Origin of the sequence: Streptomyces sp. NPDC059224, assembly GCF_042754285.1 — a bacterium.
Taxonomy (GTDB): Bacteria; Actinomycetota; Actinomycetes; order Streptomycetales; family Streptomycetaceae; genus Streptomyces.
In genome coordinates this window covers 173,070-198,881 of the sequence record NZ_JBHZAN010000017.1, presented here as the reverse complement: position 1 = coordinate 198,881, position 25,812 = coordinate 173,070, and the positions used below count along the sequence as shown (strand labels likewise).

Sequence of the window (25,812 nt, the reverse complement as noted above, 5' to 3'; positions counted from 1 at the left end):
GTCACTGTCAGATGAGCGGGCCGTGTCCGATGCGGGGCGGGCAGGCATGGAGCGGAGGTGTTTTCGAATGCCTAGCGATGACGTCCTTGTACTCATTGACGAGAGTGGCCGGGTTATCGAATGGGGACCTCAGGCTGAGGATCTGTTCGGATGGTCTGCCGAGGAAGCCCTTGGCCACATGGTTACCGCGCTGATTCGTGAAGCTGAGCGGCGTGGAAATCTGCCGGATGCGGCGTTGCTGGTCAAGCCGGTAGTGCGAGGAGCGGCCTTGGTCTGGCAGCTTCTCACTGCCGAGGACGCGACGTCGGGACAGGATGCAGCAATCTTGAAAGCTGTGTTCACCCATTCACCGATGCGACTGTATGTTCTCGACCATCGACTGTGCGTGGTCCGCATGAGCACCGTCACCGGTGAGGACGACCCGTCCGAGCAGCATGTGCTCGGTACGCATTTCCTCAAAGCATGCGGGTTCTCGGACCCCGAGGAAGAAGCCACCGTGGCGCAGAGGGTCCTTGAGCGCGGTGAGCCTGTGATGAACCGACTCGTCCGGCGAGTCAAGGCGCCGGGTCGGCCCATGCACCGCGTCTACTCCGTCTCCTACTTCCGTCTGGAGGACGGTGACGGCACCGTGGTTGGCCTGGTGATAGCGGCACTTGACGTCACGGAGCGAGAGAATTCGCGTAACCGTCTGGTGCTCCTGGACACCTTCCGTACGCGCGTGGGGCATCTGCTGAACGTGATGGTCGTCTGCCGGGAAATGGTCGAGGCGGTAGTGCCGGCCTTTGCGGGCATCGCCGACGTCGAAGTGATCGAAGACGTCGTGCGAGGCGAAGATCCTCCCCCTGTACCGGTCCGCCAAGACATTCTGCTGCGCCGAGCAGCCTTCCGGGGCAAGGGCACAGGTCCTGCGGTCGGCGTCGAGCGGCCGCTGCCGATTGGGAGCCCTTTCTCGGAGATCCTGTCCGACCTCCGGCCGCGCCTCGTGAAGGTCGACGGGAACAGCCCATGGCTGACCGCCGACCCGGCCCGAGCCGATGTCATCCGACGATCCGGTGCCCATTCCATGATCGTGGCCCCGCTGTCCTTGCGAGGCCATGCTCTGGGCCTGGTCAGCTTCTACCGCTACCAGCAGGAAGACCCCTTCGAAGAAGAGGACGTCGTAGTGGCGTCCGCCATGTGCGCGCACGCTGCACTGTGCATGGAGAACGCCCGACAGTTCATGCGCGAGTGGATCACCGCGCGAACCGTACAGCACAGGCTGCTCCCTCACCGGCCCGTCACACACGGCACGGCCGAAACCTCTCAACTGCACATTCCCGACCCGGAGGGCGGCGGCGCGTGGTCCGACGCGATCGCGCTACCCGGTGCACGGACCGCTCTGATCGTCGGTGACGTGGCCGGAAAGGGCATCGCCGCAGCCATCACGATGGGACTCCTGCGGACGGCGATCCATACCCTCGTAGCTCTGGATCTGCAGCCCGACGAGTTGCTGGCGCGTCTCAGCGACACCACCGCTCGTCTGGCGGCGGCGCGCGCCACACTGCCCGCCGACCCGGTGAACCGCGAACCGCTCACCGCCGGGTGTGCCATCGCGATCTACGATCCGGTCGACCTCACATGCACCCTCGCCCGCGCCGGCCTTCCTGATCCGATCGTGGTCTATCCCGATGGCACCTCGGCACCCCTGTGTGTTCCCGAGGGTCCGCCCCTCGCCGAACCGGGCAGCGCCCCTTTCCCCGCGATCACGGTCGGTCTCCCTGAAGGCACCACACTGGCCATGGGCACATCCGCACTGGCCGACGAGCTCCTGACGCCGCCCGGATCGCTGAGCCCGTTCCTGGAAGGCGTCGGCACAAAGCCACTGCATGACGTCCGCGACGACATTGCACGCACGCTGACCGCCAGCCCTCGCACCGGCGAGACGCTGATGCTGCTCGCCCGCACGAAAACACTCCCCCAAGACCGCGTACTGACCCGCGACCTGCCCGCAGATCCGCAGGCTGCGCCGATCGCCCGCGCAGCGGCCCGCCGCCAACTGGAGGTGTGGGACGTAGACGAGGAAACTGCGTTCACCACGGAGCTCATCGTGAGCGAGCTCGTCGGCAATGCCGTCCGCTACGGCGCTCCGCCCCTGCAGCTCCGGCTGATCTTCGAGCGGATGCTTACCTGCGAAGTCAGCGATACCACGCCCAGCTCGCCGCAGGTAAAACATGCCCGCACTGTCGACGAGACCGGCCGGGGGCTGTTCATCATCGCGAGCCTCGCGGACCAGTGGGGCACCCACTACCGCACCCGAGGGAAGACCGTCTGGGCGGAGCAATCCGCGGGTTCGACAACGGAGTTGCCTGAGCGCGACGGATAGACCGAGTACACCTTTCCCCTTCGGCGCCCTGTGTGCTGCCTGCAAGCATGAGGCCCAGGCCTTTGAGAGCCTCACGGTGAAGCACCGGAACACCACGGATGGGGACACTTTGGGCCATCGTTCGGGGATCGTCAGGAGCGGCGTACGGACACCTGGGACGAATTCCTGCGCCGGCCCACCCCTTCGGCCCTTCTCACGGCGGACGGGACTACCCAGTCTGTGAACGCCCCAACGGCCGCAACGCTCGGCAGACCGACCGAGGAGTGTCTGGGCTACGGCTTCCTTCGCTTGCTGCCCGAAAGCCTGCGGCCCTCGGCCGAGAGCGGAGCCGGTCGGTGCTGCCCCACATATGACGCGGCACCGGCCGGCTTCCTTGCTCAGTTGGCGGTGAAGGCGGGGTAGTCGGTGTAGCCCTCGGCGTGACCGGCGTAGTAGGTGTCGCGGTCGCCGTCGGCCAGCGGATGGCCCTGTGCGAAGCGCTCGACCAGGTCGGGGTTGGCGATGAAGGGGGCGCCGAAGGAGACCGCGTTGACGATCTTGTGGGCGAGGATCTCGTTGCCGAGGGCCTGGGTGAAGCCGAGGTTGGCGACGATGTTGCCCTGGTAGTGGGCGCGGTAGCGGGAGAAGAGGGCGATGCGCTCCTCAAGAGTGCCGGGGGTGCCCAGGAGGTGCAGGTAGGCCAGGTTGCTGTCGGTGAGCTTCTTGAACAGCTGGTCGTAGTCGGCGAGTGTCTCCTCGTCCGCGGTGAACGTTGTTCCGTTGTTCCAGCCCGGGGACATCTTCACGCTGATGCGGTCGCTGCCGAACACGTCACTGACGGCGTCGAGGATGTCGAGGAGGAACTGGGCCCGCTTCTCGCTGCTGCCTCCGTAGGCGTCGGTGCGGTGGTTGAGACGCGGGTTGAGGAACTGCGGGATCAGGTGGGACTGCTGGGCGTGGATTTCCACGCCGTCGAAGCCTGCGCGGTGGGCGTTCTCGGCCGCGTGGCGGTAGTCGGCGATGGTGGCGGCGATCTCGGCGGCGGTGTAGGCGCGCGGGGTGACGGTGTCCTTCGGGCCGGAGGGGGTGAAGGACTTCTCGCCGGGGTTGATGGCCGAAGGTCCGGCGGGCAGGCGGCCGCCGAGGTGGTCGGGGTGGGAGGCCGCGCCGAGGTGGCCGAGCTGGGAGACGATCCGGCCGCCGGCCTCGTGGACGGCTTCGGTGACCTTCATCCAGCCGGCGGTCTGCGTGTCGGTGTAGATGCCGGGCGCGTGGATGAAACCGATCGCGTCCGGGTTGACCCAGGTTCCCTCGGTGACGATCAGGCCCGCGCCGGCACGCTGCGCGTAGTAGGTCGCGTGCAGGTCGGTGGGGGCCAGCTCGGCGTTCTGGGCGCGGGCGCGGGTCATGGGAGCCATGACGACGCTGTTGGGGAGGTTCAGGGCGCCGAGGCGGACGGGCAGCAGCAGGGGCTGGGTGGTCATGAGCAACTTCCTTGTACATGGGGGGTGGATGAGGAGAAGGAGGAGGAATGGGCGGGGGCCCGGCTCAGTCCTGTTTGAGGGCATGGAGGCCGGAGAGCGGGCCGCCGAGCTGCATGAGGCGTCCGCCCTCGCGCAAGGAGCCGAGGTCGACGGGGGCGAAGCCGAAGGCGGCGGTGAGGTCCTTGACGGTGGTCTTGGCGTCGGCGTCGTCACCGGCGAGGAACAGCACCTGGCGTCCGGCCCGGTGGCGCGGGTCGGCGGCGATGTACTGGCCGTAGAGGGTGTTGAACGCCTTGACGACGCGGGCTCCGGGCAGCAGGGACGCGACGTGTTCGCTGCCGGTCAGCTCGCCCAGGTCGGCGATCTTCATGGGCGGGGGCGGGGAGGTGAACTGGTTGGTGGCGTCGATGACGATGCGCCCGTCGAAGGGTGGCAGGCCGGCTACCGCGTCGGGGATCTGGGGCCAGCCGACGGCGAGCACGACGAGTTCCGCCGCGGCGGCTTCCTGCGGGGTGCCGGCCTGGGCGAGCGGTCCGAGTCCGTCGGCGAGGCCGGCCAGGGAGGCGGGGCCGCGACTGTTGCTCAGTACGACCTGGTGGCCGTGGGCCACGGCGTGGCGGGCGATGGCCTGGGCGACGGTTCCGGCGCCGAGGGTTCCGATCTTCATGGCAGTGCCCTTCGTGGGGTTCAGGGGGCGGGGCTGGCGAGCAGGACGGTTCCGCTCCTGCCGGGGCGGCGGACATGGTCGATGGCCTTCGCGAAGTCGGCGAGGTCGTAGCGGGCGGCGACCTCGAAGAGTTCCGGGGCGGTCGCGGCCAGACGGGTGGCGAAGGCGACGTCTTCGGCCCGTTCCTCAGGCGTGCGGGCGGTCATCCACTGGAAGACGGACGTGCCCCGCACGGTCAGGGCCCGCGGGGTCAGCGTGAGCGACTCCAGCGGCGTGCTCCCGGAACCGAGCTGTCCGTAGGTGATCAGCGTGCCGCCGTCGGCGAGCAGCCCGGCCAGCTCGCCGGTGAGGGATCCGCCCACCGCGTCCAGTACGACCTGGGCGCCCCTGCCGCCGGTCGCGTCCTGGACCTGAGTGCGCCAGTTGGCGTCGGCCGTCGAGATGGCCGGCAGCGCGGGGAAGCGCTGCCGCAAGGTCTGCGCCCCCTTGGCGCTGCGCACCAGGTTGACCAGCCGGATGCCGTGCTTGAGCGCTGCGGCGCTGACCATTTTCCCCACCGACGAACCGGCGGCCGTCTGCACCACCGGACCGGCCTGGCCGCGCTGGGCGTCCTCGACCGCCTGCAGCAAGGAGAGCAGGGTCAGCGGGTTGACCAGCATCAAAGCCGCGGTCTCGTCGCTGAGGCCCTCGGGCACCGGCACCACACGATCGGCCGGCGCCGTGACGAGCTCGCTCCAGGCGTCCGGCACCGGGAAGAACGCCACCCGCTGACCGGGCCGCAGATCCTGCACCCCCGCGCCGACGGACTCGATGACGCCCATTCCCTCCACGCCGGGAATCCGTGGCAGAGCGAACCGCTGCCGCGGCCCTCCCGGAAGTCCCTCCACTCCCGCCAGGTCGCCTGGATGGACCGGCCGGGACAGCACCCGCACCTGTACCTGCCCCGCCGCGGGCGCAGCAGGTGCCGGCCACTCGCTCAGGCGCAGTACCTGCCCGGCTTGTCCGTGCCGGCCGTAGGTGATGGCGCGCATAACACTCTCCTTCCGGAAACTATTAATGATGAGCATCATTGATACTTTTGCTATGATGAGGGCCATCATTAAAGATGTCAAACAGAGCGCACCACGAGAGGACGGCCATGCCGCGGATCAGCAAGCAGGACAAGGCCCGCAACCGGCAGAACATCCTCGAAGCGGCCAGCCGCATGTTTCGCTCGCAGGGCATCGACGCGGTCGGCATCGCCGAGCTGATGAAGGAAGCCGGACTCACCCACGGCGGCTTCTACAATCACTTCACCTCCAAGAACGAGCTGGCCGTGGAGGTGTGCGGCGCCTCCTACGCCGCCTCGCTCAAGGGCCTGGCCCAGACGATCGAGGACGGTCCGGACCAGGCCGGCTCCCCGCTGGAACGCGTCGTGGCCGGATATCTGTCCACCGAGCACCGCGACGCCCCGGACGGCGGCTGCCCCTCCGCCTCCCTGGCCACCGACGCCGGACGGCACAGCGAAGCCGTGCAGAGCGCCTACGCCGAAGGCGTCGAGGGCTACCTCACCGGCTTCACCGCCGAGTTCCTGCGCGAAGCCGAGGACAAGGGCCGCAAGCTCGACCCGGCCGAAGCCCGCCACAGGGCCATCCGCCTGCTCAGCGAAATGGTCGGCGCGCTGATGCTCGCCCGCGCCGTACGCCAGGTCCAGCCCGGGCTCTCCGACGAGATCCTTCGGACCACCCGCAGCCACACGCTCGACTGAACCCCATTCAAAACCCCTGGGGAACTGAAACCGAAGGCGTCCGCGACAGGCGGCCCGGCCCCGCCACCATCAACAACCCGCTAAACGCAACTCTCCTGGGCTTCTGACCAGTGACTTCGTTGCGTAATGACCCTCCCGGGCTGCACACCTCTGAGGCCCTCCACCGTCGTGGGGGCCTCAGTGCGGAGCCGACATCGCGCGCCGGAGGGTGGTCGGAGGTGTGACCAGTTCGCCGGTCGGGTGAATGGGCCCGCGGACCGGCCGACACGGCCTTGCCGAGCGCCACGAAGATCACACTCCTGTTCGTGATCTTCGAAACGGAGACCCGGCCGTGTGTCTCGCCCCCACCCGACACGTCCTGATCGCCGCGCTGTCCGCGCCGCTCTCGCTGCTCGCCTCCACCGCCCCCGCATCAAAGCAGCCGTGGCAGCCGGCACCGAGCTTCAGGAGCGCGACACCCTCAAGAGCGTCGGCCTCGCACCCGCCATGACAGCCGCGCTCATCGCCCGCGGTGTCCCCGAGCCGACTGCGCATCTCGCGGGCGAGCTGGAAGTCCTCGCGTTCAAGCGGGGCTACGCCCAGTGGTCCGAAAGCGATCGTGATGACGCGGAAGGGCTCGCGCCACATGCACTGACAGCCCTGGAGGACCGCGCGGCGACTGCGTCGCTGGGCTGATCGATGCCGTTTGGCGGGGGCAGACCGAGCCCAGTGGGTGCCGTGAGTGCCGTGAGTGCCGCGCCCCGTGCCGCGTCAAATGGCTGTACCCCAGGTGCTGCTTGCGCGGAGCGAACCCCGCCAGTGGTGCGTCGCCCTGAAGCCGGCGATGCCACCGCCCCACACCGTCGGCCGCGCCGGTGATCTCCCGCATGAGATCGTCGAGTCGCGTGGCGTCGGTGCGCCGCGACTCATCCGCGATCGAGTCCAGGAGCTCCGCCGCGCCCCCCGGTGGGGATCGGGGTCGGCAGCTTCTTCGCTGCCATGACTTCCTCCGTGTTCGGCCCGCTCGCAATATTCAGCTCGACGTGCCAGACGGGCGCAGGCTGAACCAGGTCCACTTTCCGTCAGGGCGGACCAGGTGACCCCACGCCTCGCTGAGGGCCTCGATCAGGTACAGGCCACGGCCCGACTCCGCGTCTGCGCTCGGGTTCTCGGCTCGCTCGGGCGGGACGTCAGTGCTGCTGTCGTGGACGGCGCAGATAAGGCGGCCGGTGGGCGGGTGGTGTTGGATCACTACGCGCACCTGTTCGGTGTCGGTGTGCTCGACCGCGTTGGCCACGGCCTCGGACAGCAGCAGTCGGCCGTCGGAGGCGGCGGCGTGGTCCGCGCACAGCGCCGTGAAGGCGCGGCGTGCACGGCTGACGGAGCAGGTCAGCGCGGGCAGGGTCAGCGAAGCGGACATCGTCAGCTGTGCGGCGAGACGGGTCGGCATGTGGGTCTCTCCTCCGGACTCGGCCCCCACCGCACACCACCGTAGAGCCGGGGCCACTCGCCCGGGATCGGCCCGGCGGCCAGACGTCATCGGCCGAAAGGACGATGACGCTGACCTGGTCCTTGCGGCCGGTGAGATGCCCGCCCGGCCGATGTCCGCGCCCCCGCACACCCCGGCAGTGTGGGGGAGAACGGACTGGACGGACCCCAGAGGCGAGCCTGCTGCTCCGAGTTCTCTACCTCGTCGGCACTGCCGCCTTCGTCACGGACGGCGTGCCGGCCGCGCACCGCGCCAAGCTGGACCCCTTCGGGGCCCCGTCGTGGCTGTCGTCTCGGCCATCGCCGTCGGGACGATCCGCACGCTGGGTCCTCGGCCGCGCGCCCTTGTACCGGACCCATGACTGGCTCCCGCTGAGCGTGATCACGACGGTCGGCGGCGGCACCATGCGGCTGCTGCGCACCCGAGAGCTGCCCGAGCGCACTCTGCCGATCGTGGACGCCATGGGCCTGTCTGCGGTCACGGTCACCGGCGCCCAGGCTGCCCTGGAACCGGGTGCCAGGCCCTGGCGGTCCTGCTGCCCGCCGTACTGACCGGCACATCGCGGGCGAAATCGTCCGCGACGTGCTCTGCGGACGATTCCCGCCGCAGGTACTGCGCGAGGAGGTGTACGCGTTCGTGGCCCTCGCAGGGGCGGGCTGCCGCCTGCTGCTCGACCGGGTGCGCGTGACCGGGCCTGCCCCGATGGCGCTCGGCGCGGCCATGGTCTTCGCGGTGCGGCTCACTTCGATCGGCTCCGACCTGCACCTGCCCGCACGTCGTACGGTCGAACGGGAGCAGCGCGGCCGACGGGCGGGGCTGCGGTGGCCGGCGGCATTCAGCCCCTGGGGGCGGAGGCCTCGCGGGCGGCAGTCCGACTAGGCCGGGTGCCGGCCCGTTTCGTCCTCGGGAGCTGAGCAGGCACCGGTTACGGTTCGTTTTCGGCGGCCGTCTCCGGGAACTCGGCGACGACCCGCCAGCCGTTGGCGGTCGGACCCGACTCGAGGTGACCGCCGAGCGCGCCCGCCCGCTCGGACAGGCCCAGCAGGCCCCACCCGTGCCCGGTAGCGCGTCGCTGGATCGGCGGCGGCTCGCGCCGCGATCCGTCGTCGCTGTCGGTGACTTCGACACGCAGCCCGTGTCCGGTGCGACGCAGGCTGATCTCCACGCGCGTTGCCGTGGGGGCGTGCTTGCGGATATTGGTCAGGGCCTCGCGCACCACGCGGTGGGCGGACGCGGCCAGGTCCGGGGCGAGCTGACGATGCAGGGACGGGTCGATGTCGAGGTCGACCGGCGGTCCGACCAGTCGGAATTCGGCGGCGAGCGCCGCGATGTCGTCGAGCCCCGCCAGCGGGGCCGTACTGCTGTTCTCCTCGCGTAGGACCCGCACCACGCGGCGCATCGCGGTGAGCGCCTCGTTGGCGGCCTCCTCGATCCGGGCCATGCGCTCCCGGTTTCCCGGTTCGTCGTCGGGGACCGCGCGGGCTGTCTGCGCCTGGACCAGAATGCCGGTGACGTGGTGGGCGACGAAGTCGTGCAGTTCCCTCGCCAGTTCGAGCCGTTCGGCACCGCGCGCCTGCTCCACCGCGACGTCACGCTCGGCGTCCTGGTGGCGCAGGTAGAGGGCGAGGGCAACGGTCGCCACCGTGGCTGCGCCGATGGTGGCCGTGACCGGGCCGGGGTGGGCGTCGCGGGCCGGGGTGGTCACGGCCGCGAGGGCGATCACCGGGCCGAGCCACAGCGCCTGCCCGGTCGGAGCGCGGCGCAGGACTCCGGACAGCAGGACAAGCAGCGCGACCGACTCGCCGACGCCCCAGAGGTGGATGGACGGGCGCAGCCCGAGCATGACGGCCGTGCAGGCCAGTGAGCCGCAGGCGGCGGCCAGACCGCGGACCGCGAGCGGCGGGCGCCGCAGGGGGATCGCCCAGGCGCTGGCGAACAGGCCCGAGGCGAGGATGGTGAAGTTCGCTGCACCGAAGCGGGTGGCGAAGTGCAGCGTCTCGAATGTGACGGCCAGCGCGAGTACGACCGCGAGCGCGAAGTGGCCGGCGACGGTGCGGGTGGGCCAGTCGGAGATGGCCCAGATGCGGCGTCCGGTCCCGGCAGCCTCCTGCGGAGCAGGCGGGGGGTATGACGGGTTGGCCCGGTTCGTCGGCATGAGTGGTGGCCTCGTCTGTGGCGGGTCAGGACCGGCGCATGAGGCCGGACTCCCATGCCCACGCGGCGACCTCCACCCGGTTGCGGGCCCTGAGCTTCTCCTGGATCTTGCTCAGGTGTGTCTTGACGGTCGAGAGGGAGAGGAAGAGTCGACTCGCGATCTCCTGGTTGGTGGCGCCCTGGGCGACCTCGCGGGCCACATCCAGCTCTCGTTCCGTCAGCCGGCGACCGCGTTCGCGCTGCGGCGTGGACGGCTCGTGGCCTGACAGCAGCCGCACCGTCAGTGAGGGGGAGATCAGACAGTCGCCTGCCGCCGCCGCTCGGACGGCCTCGATGAGCAGGCCGGGCCCCGCGTCCTTGAGCAGGAAGCCGCAGGCACCGCGGTGCAGGGCGGTCCGGACGTAGTCGTCCTGGTCGAAGGTGGTGACCACGACGACCTTCGGCACCGGCTTCCCGGCTGCCGCCTCGGCGCCCAGTCGCTCCAGCACCTCCAGCCCGTCCAGACGCGGCATCCGGATGTCGAGCAGCAGCACGTCCGGGCGCAGTTCGGCCGAGGCCTGGAGCGCTTCGAGCCCGTCCGCGACGTCGGCCAGGACGGTGATCCCGGGTTGGGCGTCGAGGATGGCCCGGAAGCCGCCACGCACCATCTCCTGGTCGTCGGCGACGACCACGGTGATCGCCATCTGGTCCTCCTGGCTGCGGGCTCGTCCTGTGGCCCATTCTCGGCCCCGCCCCGGCGGGTTGCGGTACGCCGGCGCGCAGGTCGTCCGTTCGGCCGAGCCGATCGGACCGGAAGACCAAGCGGTCAGCCGCAGCCGGCGTCTTCCTGGCCTTCGCGATTGCCTCGTTGATCGGCATGGCCGGGCCGCAGACTGCCGGCGAGCCACTGTTCCACGGCGGCGACGTGGACGGCGGAGACGGAAGCGGCTATAGGGTCTGTTTGGGAAAGTGGATCTTGATCGTTGATGATCACGTCCTGTGGGACGTGGGGATCTGGCGAACGGCCAGCGGGCCCGGCTGGAGCCTCTGCTGCCGACGGGCATCAGGCCGGGCCGGCCGCAGGTGTGGACACGGCGGCAGCTGACAGACGGCATACGGTGGCGGACCCGGACCGGTGCTCCCCGGCGGACGTGCCCGAACGTTATGGGCCGTGGGACCGGGTCTACGACCTGTTCCGGCGTGGACACCAGGTTCATCGAGACCAACAAAGGAATCCTCGCCGCACTCCTCGACTGTGGGCTCCCTGAAAGCCGCGTCAACACCAGCACGGGGTCCGGAAGGTCTGGCGGCAGCTGCACCGCGAGGGCCTACCGGTGGCCCGCTGCACCGTCGCCCGGCTGATGCGCGACCTCGGCCTTCAGGGCGCCCGACGCGGGAAGAGATCCGCACCACCATCCGGGACGACGGCCACGAGAGGGCCAGCGACCTGCTGCAACGCGACTTCACCGCGTCCCGTCCGAACGAGCGGTGGATGGCCGACTTCATGCCGCTCCACAGAGCCCACCGCTCCACCTCCCGATCAAGGTGCCGCGACGATCAGTTGAATCCGTCCTGTACACATCGTTCGCGTTCACCGCGCATCTCCTCGACGCCGCCCTCGACGCTTCGATCGGCACCGTCGGCGATGCTCTGGACAACGCGCTCATGGAATCCCGGCCCCGCCTCCACAAGACGGAGTTGATCAAACCCCGCAAGCCCTGGCACGGCCTTGCCGACGTCGGACTTGCCACCGCGGAATGGGTCGACTGGTTCAACAACCAGCGCCTCCACACGGCGATCGGAGACATCCCGCCCACGAGCACGAGACCAGCTCCTACGCTCCACACCAGCCCCAACCGGCGCCTGGAGTCAACGCATAGAGCCTCCACCGATCCCTGAGCGGTTCACACTCCCCCGCCCCGGTTCCGTGCGGTGAATCTTCAGTCCTGGGGGGTGTGTGCCTGTTCAACGGCGTACGTGTGGGGCCCGGCCGTCGGGACGGCCGGGCCCCACACGAGAGGGTGTGCGCGGTCAGGTCACCATCGGTACCAGCGGCCGCGGCTTCCTCCAGCGTTGGTGGATCGCATGACGAAGCCGAGCAGCCACAGCACGAGAACCACCACGGCCACCCACCAGAGAATCTTGATGGCGAATCCGGCGCCGAAAAGAATCAGGGCGAGCAGCAGAACGAGAAGCAGGGGAACCATAGTTATCAACCTCCTGGCCGCCGTGTGCCCTGCCGATCGCGCTCTACTCACCGAGCAGTCCTTGTTTGTGAAGGGACTGCCGGGGCACCAGCGGCGTTACCGCGGCAGCGGAAGTGAAGCGACGAGGAGGAATATCTCATGAGTGCCGGCGAGAAGGCCAAGGCGAAGACCGAGCAGGCTCAGGGCAAGGCCAAGGAGGCCCTCGGGCGCGCCCTCGGCAACGAGCGCTTGACCGCCGAAGGGCAGGTGCAGAAGCGCGCGGGTGACGCCCGCGAGGCCAAGGAGAAGGCCAAGGACGCCTTCAAGCGCTGACGCTCGTTCGGCGAGGGCCGTCCCCGGAACCGTTCCGGGGACGGCCCTCGTCCTGTGTGATCGCCTGCTGTCCATGCCGGCCGCCGGCCTCGCGCCCGCCGGTCGCGCCGGTTACGCGACCCCCAAAGGGCGTCACTACCGGACTGTCCTTGGCCGGGCACCGTCGGCGGTGCAGGCCACCGAAACGACGGCCGCCGAGCTCGATCGCAATCGGCCGCGGCCAGCCCGCCGGCCCGGTGCGGGATCGGTGGTCCTGCGGCAGGCCCGGCACCTGCTCGACAAACACCGCGTGGGAGCGCGCCGCGGGCGTGGAACTGACGGGCGGCGGCAAGGTTCGCCGCTCCCGGGGGCGCAAGCGGGGCCGGTGCCGTGTCGTCGTCTGCGGGTTCGGTCCCGGCCGGGCTCGCGGGTAACCGGTCAGTGGTCTTGGCGGGCGTCGGCTGGGGTCTCGGCGGGCCGTGCGGAGTCGTGGTGGTCCAGGAGCGTCAGCAGCCTGGTCTGTGTCCGATCTCATGACCACGGCCGGCCGCAGCGAGGAGGCGACGTGAAGCCCGCCAGGGGCCGCGGCGTCCGGTCGGCGGCCTGTCCGGTTCCTGCGCGAGCACGATCTTCACGACGTGCTCGCGCAGCCAGGTGGCAGGGTGGGAGCGGGCGCCTGCTGGAGGCGCCGAGAAGCTTGTTGAGGTTGACCGAGCTCAGCAGCACGAGGTTCCTCCAGAGCGGGGCAACAGGGGCAGAAGCCTGCGGGAGGCAGCCTCGTCCCTCCGTGCCCCGGCCCCTGCTCCGGGGCACGCGGCTCGAACGCGACCGAACGTGTGAACCGCCGCTCGGCACACCCCGTCGCCACCGTTTCGCCACCCCCGTGGTGGCTTCTGGCCACAGCGTCGTAGGTAAAGCTATGGTGATCCGCGCTTGTCCAGCGGAGTGGATCACCATGGGGGCTTCACCGTATGAACGACTCACCTGAGGTCTCCGGCCCGGTCCTCCCGGGTTCCCCGGAGCCGTTGTGGATCCAGGCGGTCAATGTGATCCGGGGCGAGATCGATCGCGGGGTGCTCCGGCCCGGTGGCCGGCTGCCGCCGGAGCGGGAGCTGTGCCAGCAGCTGGGCATCAGCCGGGTGACGTTGCGCAAGGCGCTGGGCAGTCTGGTCGAGGCGGGTGTGCTCAACCCGTCGCACGGCAGGGGTTGGTACGTCGCGCAGAGCGCGCAGAAGAAGGAGTGGCCCAACAGCCTGGAGTCGTTCAGCGAGACGGCGAACCGGATGGGGTTGAAGCCGCACTCGAAGGTGCTGCGGGCCGACACGAGTCCGGCGAGCATCGACGAGGCGGAGCAGTTGGGCATCGCGCCCGGGACCGCGCTGTTCCGGCTGGAGCGGGTCCGGCTTCTGGAGAGCGTGCCGATAGCTCTCGACCTCACCCGCCTGCGGCACGCGCTGGTGCCGGACATCGAACAGGTCGACTTCCAGGAGCGGTCGCTGTACTCGACGCTCTCGGCGGCCGGTGTGGAACCGGTGCGTGCGGACAGCACCATCGAGGCGACCAAGGCTGACGAGCGCACTGCCGAACACCTCGCTCTCGCGCCCGGCGACCCGGTCCTCGTGATGCGGCAGCTGGCGCTCAACGCGCAGCAGGAGCCGTTGTTCGTTTCGACGATCCAGTACGCGGGTGACCGCTACCGGCTGCGCACGTCGTTCGCCCGCTCGTAGCCGGTGCGGCGGTAGGGGGTGGTTCGTCAGAAGAGGACCACGCCCTTGACGAAGTCGGGTGCGGCCTCTCGCATCGCGCCGAACGCCTCGTCGACCCCGTCTAGGCCGAACCGGTGGGTGATCAACGGCGCGTAGCTGAAGCGCCGTTCGCCGATCAGATCGAGGGCGTCGCGCATCGCGGCGACCAGGCGAGTGCGGTCGGGGCAGAAGCCGTTGACCACGGTGACGGCCTTGTACCAGAGGTCCATGTCCATCATGGCGTCGCCGGTGTGGTGGTATCCGACCACGCAGAGCGTCCCGAACGGCCGGACCATGCTGCCGGCCGTCTTCAGTCCGCCGGTGGCGCCGGTCGCCTCCAGGACGATCTCGGGCCGGGCGTCCGTGGTCCGGCTGGTCTGCGTGCGGTATTCCTCGGGCAGCTCGTCGGGGGCGAAGACGAGGTCGGCGCCGAGGCCGAGCGCGCGGCGGCGGCGCTCCGGGTCGGGGTCGACGCCGATGAGCAGTCCGGGCGCGTGCCGCTTGGTGAGCTGCACCAGACCAAGACCCATGAAGCCGAGGCCCACGACGGCCACCGTGGCGCCCGGGCGGACGGGGGTGCGGGAGAGTGCCTCCTCCAGGTCGGCGACCGGTTCGCCGATCGCGTGGGCCGGTTCGATGCCCGGCGGCACGGGCAGTACGGCGTTCGCGTCCATCACGGCGAGGGTGGCGAACCCGTCGCCGCCCAGGCCGGTCACCACGTCTCCCGGCCGCCAACGGGTCGCGTTCCGTCCGGCGACGGCGACCCGGCCGACCATCTCGTGACCGAGCCGGACAGGGGCGTCGGCCGGATCGTGGCCGAGCCAGGGCCCGATGTCGGAGGTGCAGACCCCGCACGCCAGGACTTCCACCAGGATCTGGTCGTCAGAGGGGACCGGGTCGTCGGCGATGACGATCTCGGAGGTGCGCGGGCCCACGACTTGACTGAACTTCATACGGGTCTCCTGTCCGAGTGGTGCCTGCCAGTGTAGCCAAGTGGTTCTAAGTGGTAAGCCCTGGTTCGCAGTGTTCATGGCCGGAATAGCTGTCATGTTTTTTCCCTTTTGCCCCGAAATTGCCGATAAATAGGGCGTGTTTTCGCCGCGTCACCTTCCGTTCGACCTCTAGACAGGACCGGTCGACGTATTAAGATGTCTGCAAGAGGTATGCAAGTGGCACACCCGCAGATCCCATCGGAAGGGAGCGGTCATGGACGACTCCGCGCGGACCACGACGGATCAGTGCCTCTCCGCGGTGACGGTCAGGGCGGGTTCGCAGGGCCGCGGGCACGCGTTCGGTCTGCTCGTCCGGTGTGGCGCCGGCCGGTCTCGCGGACGTCGACCTCGCTGCAGCCGAGGCATTGGCCGCGGAACTCGCCATGCCGCACGTGAGCGGCGACTTCCGCGAACTGCTCGCGGACATGCGGCCGGACACCGCCGACGTCGGTACGTCACCGGCCCGCCACCTCGACGTCGTGCGCACGGCGATCGCGGCTGGCGCGCGGGCGGTGCGCTGCGAGAAGCCGATCGCCCTCGGCCACGGCGATGCCGTGGCCGTGACGACCGAGACGGCCGGCGCCGAAGTCGTCCTGACCGTCAACCTGCAACGTCGCTTCGATCCCGTGCGGACCCAGGCACACGAGCGGATCGCACAGTGCGAGATCGGCGACGTGGTGACCGTCGAGGGCCACTGCCCGAACCTCTTCGACCGGGGCACCCACACCCTGGACCTGATCCCGTACCACCGGCCGGACACCGCCGCGAAGTGAGGTACTGGACCGGACCGGCGTCTCCGTCGACCGCTACGTCTACGGCGTCTTCACCGAGACCGCCTCACTGACGCAGGTCGGCTGGGCGGGACCGGGTAAAGGCGGTGGTCCCCACCGGACGCGAACCGCACACCCCCGTCATCGATTTGGAGAACGACCTCGGACCGATCGTCCAGGGAACCCGGGGCGGGCCTACCTCCGCGGTGCCCGCACCCTGCTCCGGATCCTCGACAGCGACGAACTGGTGCGGCAGTCGGCCCTTCGGCACCGGCCCCCGCACCTGGGAGCGCAGTGTCTACCCGGCGATCGCCGCCGGAACGGCCGACGCGATCCGCGACCCGGCCGCCGTGCTGCGCACCGGCCGACGACCCGTGCCGCGCGCCTGGCACGCGCCGCGCGGCGCCGAACTGATCTTCGTCCCTTTGAAAGCAGCTGGTCCACACGGCGGTTTCCGCTGCCGCTGGACCGCATGGACCACGCCCTGAACATCGGGCGGGCGGAGGGCTTCTGAAGCCCTTCCGGTGAATTGCGCTCCACCTACTGAATCGAGCCTCCGCATGCAGATTCCCCGGCCCCGCCATGCCCCGGTGATGCACACGGGCACGCCGGCCGCACGCGCCCCAGGGCCCACCGCCCTGACCGCCGGACAGCCCGCCGGCCGCGCCACCGGACCCGCCGCCCTCGCCGTGATCAGCGGCGACGACGTGTACGAGGATCTCTTCACCGCGGCCTCCGCGCTCCAGGGCGCACTGACCGACGAGGGCTTCGCCGTCCGGACCCGACTGGGTACCGCGTCACTGGACAGCGCGGCCGACGCCGACGTGGCCGTCCTGTACACCGCGCTGGGCCGCTTCACCACCGGACAGCGCGAGGCCCTGGCGCGAGCGGTGCACGGCGGTTGCGGTCTGGTCGCTCTCCACTCCACCACGGTCCTCGCCTCCTCGCCGGACCAACTTGACCCGGGCGACCGGCTGTTGGCCGAGCTGATCGGCAGCCGCTACCTCTCGCACGGACCCCGGCCGCACGAGAGCCGGTTCCAGGTTCGGCTCGACCCGGACCACGAACTCACGGCGGACATCGACCCGTTCGAGGTAACCCACGAGCACTACCGGCTCGCCACCGGGCCCGACGCACGCGTCGTCGCGTGGCGGGAGACCGGCTCCGGAACCGAACCGCTCGTCCACACCCGCCGGAACGGGAACGGCCGGGTCGTCTACCTCCAACTCGGCCACGACATGCGGATCTGGGGCGAGCCAGGAATGCGCCGACTGGTCCGGCGTGCCGCCCGCTGGGTCTGCCGGTCCGGCCGCGCACAGAACGGGGAGTGACCGGTGCGCACACTGCTACGAAAGACCGTCTTCTACCTGCTCACGGCCTGGGCCGCGATCAGCCTCAACTTCCTCATCCCGCGCATCATGCCGGGCAACCCGGCGGACAACCTGATCAACCAGTTCCACGGCAAGCTCAGCCCCTCCGCGGTGCACGCCCTGCGCATCCTGTTCGGGCAGTCCAACCAGAACCTCTGGCAGCAGTACGTCAGTTACTGGCACAGCGTCTTCCACGGCGACTTCGGCACCTCCTACGCCTACTACCCGTCGAATGTCAGCACGGTCCTCGGCCAGAGCATGTACTGGACGCTGATCCTGATCACCCTCTGCACGGTGCTCGGCTTCGTCATCGGCACCGCCCTGGGCATGCTCGCGGGCTGGAAACGCGGCAGCTGGCTCGACTCACTGGTGCCTGTCACGACGTTCCTGTCGTCGATCCCGTACTTCTGGTTCGCGATCATCATGGTCTATCTCTTCGCGATCACCTTCAAATGGTTCCCGCTGTCCGGCGGTTACGCGCTGGACCAGCACATCGGCCTGAACGCCGGTTTCATCGGCAGCGCGATCAACTACGCCGTCCTGCCGGCCGTCACCATCACCGTCGCCTCGGTCGGCGGCTGGCTGATCGGCATGCGCAACATGATGGTCACCACGCTCAGTGAGGACTACGTACGCCTCGCCGAGGCCAAGGGGCTGTCCCGGCGCCGGGTGATGTACACCTACGCGGCCCGCAACGCGATGCTTCCGTCGCTGTCCGGCTTCGCGATGTCCCTGGGGTTCGTCATCGGCGGCTCCATCGTCACCGAGGTGGTCTTCAACTATCCCGGTATCGGGTCGGTCCTCTTCAAGGCCGCGCAGGCCGCCGACTACCCGCTGATGTCGGCCATCTTCCTGCTCATCACGGTGCTGGTGCTCGTCGCCAACCTCATCGCCGACATCGCGTACGTCTTCCTCGACCCGCGGACAAGGGAGAGCTGACCATGGCCCTGCAACCCGCTGCCCTGGCCGAGGCGGACATTCCCTCCGAGTCGTCCGGCGGACCCGGCCGCCTCTGGCTGCGCCTGCTGCGCTCACCGCTCACGCTCAGCGGACTGGTGATCGTGCTGATCTTCCTGGTGCTGGCCGTGATCGCCCCCTGGATCTCGCCGTACGACCCCTCCGCCGTCAGCGACACCACCCTTGCCGGGCCCTCCGCCTCGCACTGGCTGGGCACCACACAGAACGGCCAGGACGTCCTGTCGCAGATGCTCTACGGCGCCCGCGCCTCGATGCTCGTGGGCATCGGCTCCGCGGTCCTCACCACCGTGCTGTCGGTGCTGGTCGGTGTCACCGCCGGCTACGTCGGCGGGCTCGGCGACGAGGTCCTGTCGCTCCTGGCCAACGTGTTCCTGGTCCTGCCGAGCCTGCCTCTGACCATCATCCTGGCCGCCTATCTCCCGCACAGCGGCTCCCTCGGCATCATCCTGGTGATCACCGTGACCGGTTGGGCGTGGGGCGCCCGGGTACTGCGCGCGCAGACCCTGTCGCTGCGCAAGCGTGACTTCGTGGAGGCGGCCCGGGCCACCGGCGAGCCCACCTGGCGGATCATCGTCAAGGACATCCTGCCCAACCAGGTGGCGGTCATCGCCGCCGCCTTCCTCGGCACGGTGACCGCGGCCATCCTCACCCAGGCCAGCCTCGCGTTCCTCGGACTCGCCGACGTCACCCAGTGGTCCTGGGGGACGATCCTGTACTGGGCGCAGACCGGCAGCGCACTGCTGACCGGCGCCTGGTGGTGGTTCGTGCCGGCCGGACTGGCCATCGCGATCCTCGGCACCGCGCTGTCCCTGGTCAACTTCGGCATCGACGAGTTCATCAACCCGCGGCTGCGCCAGGCCGGCATCGGCACCAAGAAGGCCCAGCGCGGCCAGGTGACGGCCAAGCGCACCCGCCGCGTCAGGCGCCGGGCCCCGGCAGCGGCCCGCACGGCCCCCGAGCCCTTCACCCAGGACAGCATGGACGTCGTACTCGACGTACGCGACCTGCGGGTCGAGTACGTCGGCGAGGGCGGCCGCACCCCGGCGGTCAGCGACGTGTCGTTCACCCTGCGGCGCGGCGAAGTGCTCGGCATCGCGGGCGAGTCCGGGTCCGGCAAGTCCACCCTCGCGTACGCCATCACCCGGCTGCACAGACCGCCGGCGGAGATCTCCCAGGGCGAGATCCACTACACCAAGCCGGACGGTGAGAGCGTCGACGTACTGGCCATGGACGACGCCGAACTGCGGGAGTTCCGCTGGGAGGAACTGTCCATCGTCTTCCAGTCGGCGATGCACGCACTCAACCCCGTGCTGCGCATCGGTGCCCAGATCGAGGACGTCATCGTCGCCCACCGGCCGGGCATGGCCGCGCCGGAACGGGCTGCCCGCGTCATCGAACTGCTCCGCACCGTCGGCATTCCGGCGGACCGCGCGAACTCCTACCCGCACGAACTGTCCGGCGGTATGCGGCAGCGCGCGATGATCGCCGTCGGGCTCGCGCTGGACCCCGAGATCATCGTGATGGACGAGCCGACCACCGCGCTCGACGTGGTCATCCAGCGGCAGATCATCGAGCAGATCATGGAGTTGAAGGACCGGCTCGGTTTCTCGGTCGTGTTCATCACCCACGACCTCTCGCTGCTGATCGAACTCTCCGACACCATCGCCGTGATGTACGGCGGGAAGATCGTCGAGAAGGCCGCGGCCGACGACTTCTACCTGCGTCCGCAACACCCCTACAGCCGCGGACTGCTCGCCTCCTTCCCCACCCTCGGCGGCCCGAAGCGGGAGCTGACCGGCATCCCCGGCTCCCCGCCCGACCTGCGCAGGCTTCCCACCGGCTGCGCCTTCCAGCCCCGCTGCCCGCACGCCCTCGACGCCTGCGCACTGCAGGTTCCGCCGCTCTACGAGATCGCCGGCCCCGGCGGCGGCACCTCACTGGCGGCCTGCCTGCTGCACCGGGACGACGAGCAGGACCAGGCCTCGCGGACGGACGCGACGGCGGAGCCCGCGCGCCCGCACGACGCGCGGACCACCATGAACGAACTCGCGACAGGTGACACACGATGAGCGGTGAGACGACGGCCCTGGCCGACCACGGCACCGGACCCGACGGCGCGGCCGACGCACCCGTCCTCGAGGCCGTCCATGTGACCAAGCACTTCCCGGTACGAGGCGGACTGCCCCGGCGCGGATCTCCTCGCAAGGTCGTGCACGCCGTCGAGGACGTGAGCCTGAGCCTGTACGCGGGACGGATCACCGCGCTGGTCGGCGAGTCGGGATCCGGCAAGTCGACCCTCGCCCGGCTGCTCGCTCAGCTCCACCCGCTGACCGCGGGTGAGGTACGGCTGCACGGCGAACCGGTCAGGGCGATGCGCGGACGGGCCTTCCGCGACCACGTCCGCCAGGTCCAGCTGATCCTCCAGGACCCCTTCGGCTCCTTCAACCCGGTCGCGACGATCGCGGGTACGCTCAAGCGGGCCGTCGCCCTGCACCACCCCGGGAAGCGCGGCAGGGAGCGGGACGCCGTCATCGACGACCTGCTCACCCAGATCAGCCTGGTGCCGCCTCGGCAGTTCACCACGAAGTACCCGCACGAACTGTCCGGCGGACAGCTCCAGCGCATCTCGATCGCCCGCGCCCTCGCGGCCGACCCGCAGGTGTTCCTCGCCGACGAGCCGGTCTCCAGCCTCGACGTCTCGATCCGGCTGGGCGTCCTCAACCTGCTGCGCCGCCTCACCGAGGAACGCAACGCGGCGATGCTCTACGTCACCCACGACATCGCCTCCGCCCGGTACTTCGCCACCGACACCGCGGTGATGTACGCCGGCCAGATGGTCGAGAGCGGACCCTCGGAGGAAGTGACGCAACATGCCGCGCACCCATACACGCAGCTGCTGATCGCGTCCGCGCCCGATCCCTCGCGGGTCGGTGCCGACCGGGTCAAGGACATCGGGCAGCCGCCCAGTCTCATCGACCCGCCGGCCGGCTGCCGGTTCCATCCGCGCTGCCCGTACGCCATGGAACGGTGCGCGGCCGAGGCTCCGGCGCCGTTCGACATCTCACCCGGCCACACCGCCCGTTGCTGGCTCTACGCGGACGACCCCGAGGCCCTGGCCCGCCGGGCCGAGAACGCCGAGGCCGTCGCGAGCCTGACGACTCCGGCCGAACCGGCCGGACCCCAATCCGGCGGGGCGCCTCCCGCCGCCCCGGGCATCCCCGACTCTCCAGCCTCCCCCACGTCATGAAACCGAGGGGCCTCCCCGCCGGCCCGAACGGAGCTCCATCCGCTGTCCCAACCTTCAAGGAGCAGACGCACGTGACCACTTCACAGTCTCCGCTCACGTCCGGCATGACGAGACGCGGTCTTCTCGCCGGAGCGCTCGCGGGCGCGGGCGCCGTAGCGCTGTCCGCCTGCCAGCCGTCCGCAGGAAGCGGCTCGGGCGGCAGCACCACGCTCACCGTGGCCGGCCAGTCCGACAACCTCACCAAGGTCTTCAACCCGTTCCTGGCCAACACCGCGCAGAGCCTGACGTACACCGGGCAGGGCTCGGGCGGCTTCATCTACGAGCCGCTGGTGCAGATCAACACGGTCGACATCGGCCACGACATCCCCTGGCTGGCCAAGAGCTGGCACTGGTCCGACGGCAACAGGACACTGACCATGGATCTCCAGTCGGGAGTGAAGTGGACCGACGGGCAGCCGTTCTCCGCCGACGACGTGGTGTTCACGTACACCATGCTGAAGAAGAACCCCGGGCTGAATCTGCTGGGCGTGGACATCACCTCGGTCACCGCGCCGTCGCCGACCCAGGTCGTCTTCACCTTCCCGCGGCCGTCGGAGCAGTTCTTCACCAACGTGGTGTCGGCGCCGATCGTCTCGCGGCACATCTGGTCCAAGGTCGAGGACCCGGCCAAGTACACGGACGACAGCCCGGTCGGCACCGGACCGTTCAAGCTCGACCAGTTCTCCCCGCAGAGCTTCACGCTGGTGCGCAACGAGGACTACTGGCAGCCGAAGGCGCAGATCAAGACGCTGCGGTTCGTCGCCTACAAGGACAACGAGGCGATGACCAACGCGCTCGTGCAGGGGCAGGCGGACTGGGGCGGCACGTATATCGCCAACGCCGACAAGACCTACCTCAGCCGCAGCAAGCACAACAACTACTGGGCGCCGCTGGCCGGCACCGACGGACTGATCCCCAACCTGGAGCGCTGGCCGCTGAGCGACATCGCGGTCCGCAAGGCCATCAGCTACGGCGTCAACCGCAAGCAGGTCGGCGCGGCCACCGCCTCGCCGCCGGCCACCAGCGTCACCGGGCTGCCGATGCCGGCGTACACCTCGTCGATCGCGCCGCAGTACAAGGGCGTCGACTTCGTCCAGGACGTCGACAAGGCCCACAAGACCCTGACCGACGCCGGGTACACCAAGGGCGGCGACGGCTACTACAGCAAGGGCGGCAAGCGGGTCGAGTTCTCGATCACTTTCCCGTCGGCGTACACCGACATCGCCTCCCGGGTGCAGGTGCTGGTGTCCCAGCTCAAGGACATCGGTATCAAGCTCACCATCGACACGACCACCGTCACGGACATCAACACCCGTACCGGCAAGGGTGACTTCGACTCCACGATGGGTTACCCGGTCAACTCCGCACCGCGCGCTTTCTCCTACTACAACGACACGATCAACCCCAACCTGTACTACCCGATCGGCAAGGCGACCCCGACGTTCCAGAACATCGAGCGGTTCCGCAACACCGAGGCCGCCGCGCTGTTCAAGCAGTACCCGACGGCCACCACCGACGCCCAGCGACAACAGATCCTGAACGGCATCGAGCGGATCTTCGTCGACAACCTGCCCTGGATCCCGATGTTCTACTGGGGCAGTTACGGCAACTGGAGCACCGCCAAGGCGACCGGCTTCCCCAGCCCGGACAACCCCTACTTCAGCCCGGTGCCCAACCCGGTGGTCGCCCTGCGGCTGAAGCCGGTCTGAGCCGTCGCGCGCCGCGCGCCCCGAACCAGTAACCTGCCGCACCACCGCGAGGAGAGCCATGTCCCATCTCTCGACGCCGAGAGCCATGGTCGTCGTGAACGGCGACGACATCCACCACGACCTGATCGGCGCCGCCGGAGTCTTCCAGCAGCTAGGCGTCGAGGCCGGGTTCGCCACCCGCCGGGCCATGGGCACCGGACGCTTCGTCGATCCACGGCCGGAGACGGCCGAGTCGGACGTCTACCTCTTCTACACCGCGGGCGGCAACTTCGCGACGGGCCAGCAGCAGGCGCTGGCCGACGCGGTGCGGTCCGGCAAGGGACTGGTCGGGGTGCACGGCGCGAACATCATGGGCCGGCAGGGCGACGGCCTCGACCCCGCCGACCGCCCGCTGTTCGAGCTGCTCGGCAACCGCTACCTCTCGCACGGACCCGGCCACCACGAGGGCAGGCACCGAATCGAGATCGTCGCCGACCACCCCGTCACCTCGGGGGTCACCGACTTCGACCTCTTCGACGAGTACTACGAGTTCGAGCTGGCCGACGACGACGTGAAGGTGCTCGCGCAGCGCCACCGAGCGGACGGCGAGGTCATTCCGGTTCTGTACGTACGGGAGTTCGGCGCCGGCCGGGTGGTCTATCTCGCGCTCGGCCACGACATGCGCTCCTGGGGCGAGCCCCCGGTGCGCACCCTGGTCCGCCAGGCCCTGCTGTGGGCGTCCGGCCGTGACTGAGACGACGAGCGCCGGCTCCGCGGGGCCGGCCGGAGGAGGAGACGTGGCAGCCGAGATCGGCGTCATGACGTACACCGTGCTCGACCGGGCACGGGCGGATCTGGAAGGAACCCTGGCCCGGCTGGCGGGCCTGGGCTACCTGGGCGTCGAGACCTACGGCCTGGTGGAGTACTTCGGGCCCCGCCGGGTCAGGGCCGCGATCGCCTCGGCCGGACTCACCCTGATCAGTGCGCACACGCCCTTCCCGGCGGGCCCGGACGCCGAGGAACTCCTCGACACCAATGAGGAGTTGGGCGCCGAGGTCCTGGTGTGGAGCATGGAGCGAGAGGAGTTCGACTCCCCCGAGGCGATCCGGCGTGGCGTGGAACGGATCAACGAGGGCGCCGAACGCGCGGCGGCCCGAGGCATGCGTATCGCCTACCACAATCACTTCGCCGAGTTCTCCCAGGAGTTCGGCGGCCGGCGGGCGTACGACCTGCTGCTGGAACTGCTCGACGACCGGGTGCTGGTGGAACTCGACGCCTACTGGGCGGTGATGGGCGGCGCCGACCCGGCCGCCGTCCTGGCCGGACTGGGCGAGCGGGCGCGCTTCGTGCATGTGAAGGACGGACCGGCGGTCAGCTACGAGGAAGACGTGATGGTGCCCATCGGCGAGGGCGGCATCGACTGGACCCGCACGCTCGGCAGGCCGTCCGGTCTGCGCTGGCACATCGTCGAGCTGGAGCGGCTGCACATCGAGACGTTCGAGGCGCTGCGGCGCTCCTACGACCATCTGGTGGGCCGCGGGCTCTCCCGGGGCGGGTCCGTCCCGGCGACGAAGGAGAAGCGGGTATGAGGGTGTTGTTCCTCGGCGGTGCCGGGATGATCGGTTCCGCGGCGGCGGCGAGGGCCGCCGCCGGCGGCTGCGACGTGACGATCGTGACGCGGTCCGAACCGGTCCGCGCGGTCGCGGACCGGGTGCGGCAACTGCGCGCGGACGTCCGGGATCCGGCGGCGCTGCAGGCGGTGCTGGGCGACGAGGAGTTCGACGCGGTCGTCAACTGGGTCGGCTTCACACCGGACGATGTGCGCGCGCACCCGGAGCTGTTCACCGGCCGGACGGGTCAGTACGTCTTCATCAGCACCTGTTCGGTCTTCGGGCGGCCGGTGCCGAACCTGCCGATCACCGAGGCGAGTCCGCGCCGCCAGCCGGTGTTCGGCTATGCGCGGGACAAGATCGCCTGCGAGCTGCTGCTGGAGGACGCGCACCGCTCGTCCGGCTTCCCGCTGACGATCGTGCGCCCCTTCCACACCTACGACCGGACCGTGATCCCGGTGCTCGCCGGGTGGACGGCGATCGAACGGATGCGGGCGGGCCGGCCGGTGGTGGTGCACGGCGACGGCACCTCGCTGTGGTCCCTCATGCACGCCCGGGACTTCGCGCGGGCCTTCGTGGCACTGCTGGGTCTCGGGCACGCGGTCGGCGAGAGCGTCAACGTGGTCAGCGGGGACATCCTCACCTGGGATCAGATCCATCTGACGCTGGCGGCGGCCGCCGGGGTGCGCGAGCCCGTGCTGCGGCACCGCGCCAGTGAGTCGATCGCGGTGGAGGTGCCCGGCTGGGGCGAGGTGCTGGAGCACGACTTCCGGCACTCGATGCTCTTCGACACCTCCAAGCTCCGGTCCCTGGTGCCGTGGTTCGCCCCCGAGGTGACCTTCTCGCAGGGTGCCCGGGAGTCGCTGGCGCACTACGACGCCCACCCCGAACTCCGGTCGGTCGACGAGAAGGTGGACCGCGCCTTCGACGTACTGCTGGAGGCGTGATGAGGAGCACCGCACTCAGGTGGTATTAGGTGGTCTATATTGAGAAGACCACGGTATGCCACTAGTAGACCAGAACGAGGGAAGAGGA

General features: G+C 69.6%; 27 protein-coding genes and 3 pseudogenes. 21 read left to right on the top strand and 9 right to left on the bottom strand.

The features are described 5' to 3' along the window. The first annotated feature begins 46 nt into the window (after positions 1-46). Positions 47-2,362, top strand: a complete 2,316-nt coding sequence (locus tag ACFXI4_RS20645; RefSeq protein ID WP_384992878.1) for a SpoIIE family protein phosphatase — start codon at positions 47-49, stop codon at positions 2,360-2,362. Positions 2,363-2,739: 377 nt separating this feature from the next. On the opposite strand, the gene ACFXI4_RS20640 is transcribed toward ACFXI4_RS20645, so the two are convergent. The 3 genes from ACFXI4_RS20640 to ACFXI4_RS20630 all read right to left on the bottom strand — a co-directional run bounded on the left by ACFXI4_RS20640 (position 2,740) and on the right by ACFXI4_RS20630 (position 5,523). Beyond that, positions 2,740-3,825, bottom strand: a complete 1,086-nt coding sequence (locus tag ACFXI4_RS20640; protein ID WP_384992809.1) for an alkene reductase — start codon at positions 3,823-3,825, stop codon at positions 2,740-2,742. 64 nt (positions 3,826-3,889) lie between these two features. After that, a complete protein-coding gene (locus ACFXI4_RS20635) occupies positions 3,890-4,492 on the bottom strand; it encodes an NADPH-dependent F420 reductase (protein ID WP_384992806.1) in 603 nt (200 codons plus the stop codon). Positions 4,493-4,512: 20 nt separating this feature from the next. After that, the gene (locus ACFXI4_RS20630) at positions 4,513-5,523 is read right to left on the bottom strand and encodes a zinc-binding dehydrogenase (protein WP_384992803.1); all 1,011 of its coding nucleotides are present in this window, start codon (positions 5,521-5,523) and stop codon (positions 4,513-4,515) included. Positions 5,524-5,630: 107 nt separating this feature from the next. Between ACFXI4_RS20630 and ACFXI4_RS20625 the strand changes: the two genes are divergently transcribed. Both ACFXI4_RS20625 and ACFXI4_RS20620 read left to right on the top strand, forming a co-directional pair. Beyond that, positions 5,631-6,239 carry a TetR/AcrR family transcriptional regulator gene (locus tag ACFXI4_RS20625; RefSeq protein ID WP_384992800.1) on the top strand — a complete coding sequence of 203 codons (609 nt, stop codon included), beginning with the start codon at positions 5,631-5,633 and terminating at the stop codon, positions 6,237-6,239. Positions 6,240-6,644: 405 nt separating this feature from the next. Next, positions 6,645-6,914 (top strand): annotated as a pseudogene (locus ACFXI4_RS20620) (TetR family transcriptional regulator); the annotation flags it as partial. A 337-nt stretch (positions 6,915-7,251) separates the two neighbouring features. Here the strand turns inward: ACFXI4_RS20620 and ACFXI4_RS20615 are convergent. Continuing rightward, positions 7,252-7,668 (bottom strand): ATP-binding protein, encoded by a 417-nt coding sequence (locus tag ACFXI4_RS20615; RefSeq protein WP_384992797.1) that lies wholly within the window; start codon positions 7,666-7,668, stop codon positions 7,252-7,254. A gap of 383 nt (positions 7,669-8,051) precedes the next feature. Here ACFXI4_RS20615 and ACFXI4_RS20610 point away from each other — a divergent pair, with 383 nt between their 5' ends. Both ACFXI4_RS20610 and ACFXI4_RS20605 read left to right on the top strand, forming a co-directional pair. After that, entirely contained in the window at positions 8,052-8,258 is a 207-nt protein-coding gene (locus ACFXI4_RS20610; protein ID WP_384992795.1) for a hypothetical protein, read from the top strand. A gap of 31 nt (positions 8,259-8,289) precedes the next feature. After that, on the top strand, positions 8,290-8,586 hold the full coding sequence (locus ACFXI4_RS20605; protein ID WP_384992792.1) for a hypothetical protein: 297 nt from the start codon (positions 8,290-8,292) through the stop codon (positions 8,584-8,586). 46 nt (positions 8,587-8,632) lie between these two features. Here ACFXI4_RS20605 and ACFXI4_RS20600 read toward each other — a convergent pair whose 3' ends face one another. From ACFXI4_RS20600 to ACFXI4_RS20590, 3 genes are all read right to left on the bottom strand, one after another. Further along, positions 8,633-9,862 carry a sensor histidine kinase gene (locus tag ACFXI4_RS20600; protein ID WP_384992790.1) on the bottom strand — a complete coding sequence of 410 codons (1,230 nt, stop codon included), beginning with the start codon at positions 9,860-9,862 and terminating at the stop codon, positions 8,633-8,635. Between the two features lie 25 nt (positions 9,863-9,887). Further along, on the bottom strand, positions 9,888-10,544 hold the full coding sequence (locus ACFXI4_RS20595) for a response regulator (RefSeq protein ID WP_384992787.1): 657 nt from the start codon (positions 10,542-10,544) through the stop codon (positions 9,888-9,890). 122 nt (positions 10,545-10,666) lie between these two features. Beyond that, positions 10,667-10,834 (bottom strand): hypothetical protein, encoded by a 168-nt coding sequence (locus ACFXI4_RS20590; protein WP_384992785.1) that lies wholly within the window; start codon positions 10,832-10,834, stop codon positions 10,667-10,669. A gap of 5 nt (positions 10,835-10,839) precedes the next feature. Between ACFXI4_RS20590 and ACFXI4_RS20585 the strand changes: the two genes are divergently transcribed. The 3 genes and pseudogenes from ACFXI4_RS20585 to ACFXI4_RS20575 all read left to right on the top strand — a co-directional run bounded on the left by ACFXI4_RS20585 (position 10,840) and on the right by ACFXI4_RS20575 (position 11,739). Further along, positions 10,840-11,202 (top strand): transposase, encoded by a 363-nt coding sequence (locus ACFXI4_RS20585; RefSeq protein ID WP_384992783.1) that lies wholly within the window; start codon positions 10,840-10,842, stop codon positions 11,200-11,202. Beyond that, positions 11,142-11,405 (top strand): annotated as a pseudogene (locus ACFXI4_RS20580) (transposase); the annotation flags it as partial. The gene ACFXI4_RS20585 and the pseudogene ACFXI4_RS20580, both read left to right, overlap by 61 nt. 100 nt (positions 11,406-11,505) lie before the next feature. Then, the gene (locus tag ACFXI4_RS20575) at positions 11,506-11,739 is read left to right on the top strand and encodes an integrase core domain-containing protein (RefSeq protein WP_384992875.1); all 234 of its coding nucleotides are present in this window, start codon (positions 11,506-11,508) and stop codon (positions 11,737-11,739) included. Positions 11,740-11,876: 137 nt separating this feature from the next. Here ACFXI4_RS20575 and ACFXI4_RS20570 read toward each other — a convergent pair whose 3' ends face one another. Further along, the gene (locus ACFXI4_RS20570) at positions 11,877-12,047 is read right to left on the bottom strand and encodes a hydrophobic protein (protein WP_384992780.1); all 171 of its coding nucleotides are present in this window, start codon (positions 12,045-12,047) and stop codon (positions 11,877-11,879) included. A 138-nt stretch (positions 12,048-12,185) separates the two neighbouring features. On the opposite strand from ACFXI4_RS20570, the gene ACFXI4_RS20565 reads away from it, so the two are divergent. Next, positions 12,186-12,359, top strand: coding sequence for a CsbD family protein (locus ACFXI4_RS20565; RefSeq protein ID WP_384992778.1), 174 nt, complete (start codon positions 12,186-12,188; stop codon positions 12,357-12,359). Positions 12,360-13,309: 950 nt separating this feature from the next. Next, complete coding sequence (locus ACFXI4_RS20560; RefSeq protein ID WP_384992774.1) at positions 13,310-14,065, top strand: GntR family transcriptional regulator; 756 nt, start codon at positions 13,310-13,312, stop codon at positions 14,063-14,065. 26 nt (positions 14,066-14,091) lie between these two features. Here ACFXI4_RS20560 and ACFXI4_RS20555 read toward each other — a convergent pair whose 3' ends face one another. Further along, positions 14,092-15,036 carry a zinc-binding dehydrogenase gene (locus ACFXI4_RS20555; RefSeq protein WP_384992771.1) on the bottom strand — a complete coding sequence of 315 codons (945 nt, stop codon included), beginning with the start codon at positions 15,034-15,036 and terminating at the stop codon, positions 14,092-14,094. Positions 15,037-15,392: 356 nt separating this feature from the next. On the opposite strand from ACFXI4_RS20555, the gene ACFXI4_RS20550 reads away from it, so the two are divergent. The 11 genes and pseudogenes from ACFXI4_RS20550 to ACFXI4_RS20500 all read left to right on the top strand — a co-directional run bounded on the left by ACFXI4_RS20550 (position 15,393) and on the right by ACFXI4_RS20500 (position 25,724). After that, on the top strand, positions 15,393-15,848 hold the full coding sequence (locus ACFXI4_RS20550) for a Gfo/Idh/MocA family protein (RefSeq protein ID WP_384992768.1): 456 nt from the start codon (positions 15,393-15,395) through the stop codon (positions 15,846-15,848). A gap of 104 nt (positions 15,849-15,952) precedes the next feature. Next, complete coding sequence (locus tag ACFXI4_RS20545; RefSeq protein WP_384992765.1) at positions 15,953-16,333, top strand: hypothetical protein; 381 nt, start codon at positions 15,953-15,955, stop codon at positions 16,331-16,333. Positions 16,334-16,405: 72 nt separating this feature from the next. Continuing rightward, positions 16,406-17,176, top strand: coding sequence for a ThuA domain-containing protein (locus ACFXI4_RS20540; RefSeq protein WP_384992763.1), 771 nt, complete (start codon positions 16,406-16,408; stop codon positions 17,174-17,176). 3 nt (positions 17,177-17,179) lie between these two features. Beyond that, positions 17,180-18,154, top strand: a complete 975-nt coding sequence (locus ACFXI4_RS20535; protein ID WP_384992761.1) for an ABC transporter permease — start codon at positions 17,180-17,182, stop codon at positions 18,152-18,154. Positions 18,155-18,156: 2 nt separating this feature from the next. Further along, positions 18,157-18,990 (top strand): annotated as a pseudogene (locus ACFXI4_RS20530) (ABC transporter permease); the annotation flags it as partial. A 180-nt stretch (positions 18,991-19,170) separates the two neighbouring features. After that, the gene (locus tag ACFXI4_RS20525; RefSeq protein ID WP_384992873.1) at positions 19,171-20,262 is read left to right on the top strand and encodes an ABC transporter ATP-binding protein; all 1,092 of its coding nucleotides are present in this window, start codon (positions 19,171-19,173) and stop codon (positions 20,260-20,262) included. Continuing rightward, positions 20,259-21,440 carry an ABC transporter ATP-binding protein gene (locus ACFXI4_RS20520; RefSeq protein ID WP_384992759.1) on the top strand — a complete coding sequence of 394 codons (1,182 nt, stop codon included), beginning with the start codon at positions 20,259-20,261 and terminating at the stop codon, positions 21,438-21,440. The genes ACFXI4_RS20525 and ACFXI4_RS20520 overlap by 4 nt, the downstream gene beginning before the upstream one ends. Positions 21,441-21,511: 71 nt before the next feature. Beyond that, the gene (locus ACFXI4_RS20515) at positions 21,512-23,188 is read left to right on the top strand and encodes an ABC transporter substrate-binding protein (RefSeq protein ID WP_384992756.1); all 1,677 of its coding nucleotides are present in this window, start codon (positions 21,512-21,514) and stop codon (positions 23,186-23,188) included. 58 nt (positions 23,189-23,246) lie between these two features. Next, entirely contained in the window at positions 23,247-23,921 is a 675-nt protein-coding gene (locus tag ACFXI4_RS20510; RefSeq protein WP_384992754.1) for a ThuA domain-containing protein, read from the top strand. Between the two features lie 43 nt (positions 23,922-23,964). Beyond that, positions 23,965-24,756 carry a sugar phosphate isomerase/epimerase family protein gene (locus ACFXI4_RS20505; protein WP_384992752.1) on the top strand — a complete coding sequence of 264 codons (792 nt, stop codon included), beginning with the start codon at positions 23,965-23,967 and terminating at the stop codon, positions 24,754-24,756. Then, on the top strand, positions 24,753-25,724 hold the full coding sequence (locus tag ACFXI4_RS20500) for an NAD-dependent epimerase/dehydratase family protein (RefSeq protein WP_384992750.1): 972 nt from the start codon (positions 24,753-24,755) through the stop codon (positions 25,722-25,724). Before ACFXI4_RS20505 ends, ACFXI4_RS20500 begins: the two co-directional genes overlap by 4 nt. Positions 25,725-25,812: the final 88 nt, after the last annotated feature.

Excerpts from the sequence above, each read along its gene's own strand:
- ACFXI4_RS20635 (WP_384992806.1), bottom strand. The coding sequence starts at position 4,492 with ATGAAGATCGGAACCCTCGGCGCCGGAACCGTCGCCCAGGCCATCGCC.
- ACFXI4_RS20625 (WP_384992800.1), top strand. The coding sequence starts at position 5,631 with ATGCCGCGGATCAGCAAGCAGGACAAGGCCCGCAACCGGCAGAACATC.
- ACFXI4_RS20560 (WP_384992774.1), top strand. The coding sequence starts at position 13,310 with ATGAACGACTCACCTGAGGTCTCCGGCCCGGTCCTCCCGGGTTCCCCG.
- ACFXI4_RS20570 (WP_384992780.1), bottom strand. The coding sequence starts at position 12,047 with ATGGTTCCCCTGCTTCTCGTTCTGCTGCTCGCCCTGATTCTTTTCGGC.
- ACFXI4_RS20525 (WP_384992873.1), top strand. The coding sequence starts at position 19,171 with ATGGACGTCGTACTCGACGTACGCGACCTGCGGGTCGAGTACGTCGGC.
- ACFXI4_RS20600 (WP_384992790.1), bottom strand. The coding sequence starts at position 9,862 with ATGCCGACGAACCGGGCCAACCCGTCATACCCCCCGCCTGCTCCGCAG.
- ACFXI4_RS20640 (WP_384992809.1), bottom strand. The coding sequence starts at position 3,825 with ATGACCACCCAGCCCCTGCTGCTGCCCGTCCGCCTCGGCGCCCTGAAC.
- ACFXI4_RS20615 (WP_384992797.1), bottom strand. The coding sequence starts at position 7,668 with ATGCCGACCCGTCTCGCCGCACAGCTGACGATGTCCGCTTCGCTGACC.
- ACFXI4_RS20595 (WP_384992787.1), bottom strand. The coding sequence starts at position 10,544 with ATGGCGATCACCGTGGTCGTCGCCGACGACCAGGAGATGGTGCGTGGC.
- ACFXI4_RS20565 (WP_384992778.1), top strand. The coding sequence starts at position 12,186 with ATGAGTGCCGGCGAGAAGGCCAAGGCGAAGACCGAGCAGGCTCAGGGC.
- ACFXI4_RS20630 (WP_384992803.1), bottom strand. The coding sequence starts at position 5,523 with ATGCGCGCCATCACCTACGGCCGGCACGGACAAGCCGGGCAGGTACTG.
- ACFXI4_RS20500 (WP_384992750.1), top strand. The coding sequence starts at position 24,753 with ATGAGGGTGTTGTTCCTCGGCGGTGCCGGGATGATCGGTTCCGCGGCG.
- ACFXI4_RS20510 (WP_384992754.1), top strand. The coding sequence starts at position 23,247 with ATGTCCCATCTCTCGACGCCGAGAGCCATGGTCGTCGTGAACGGCGAC.
- ACFXI4_RS20555 (WP_384992771.1), bottom strand. The coding sequence starts at position 15,036 with ATGAAGTTCAGTCAAGTCGTGGGCCCGCGCACCTCCGAGATCGTCATC.
- ACFXI4_RS20575 (WP_384992875.1), top strand. The coding sequence starts at position 11,506 with ATGGAATCCCGGCCCCGCCTCCACAAGACGGAGTTGATCAAACCCCGC.
- ACFXI4_RS20520 (WP_384992759.1), top strand. The coding sequence starts at position 20,259 with ATGAGCGGTGAGACGACGGCCCTGGCCGACCACGGCACCGGACCCGAC.
- ACFXI4_RS20540 (WP_384992763.1), top strand. The coding sequence starts at position 16,406 with ATGCAGATTCCCCGGCCCCGCCATGCCCCGGTGATGCACACGGGCACG.
- ACFXI4_RS20645 (WP_384992878.1), top strand. The coding sequence starts at position 47 with ATGGAGCGGAGGTGTTTTCGAATGCCTAGCGATGACGTCCTTGTACTC.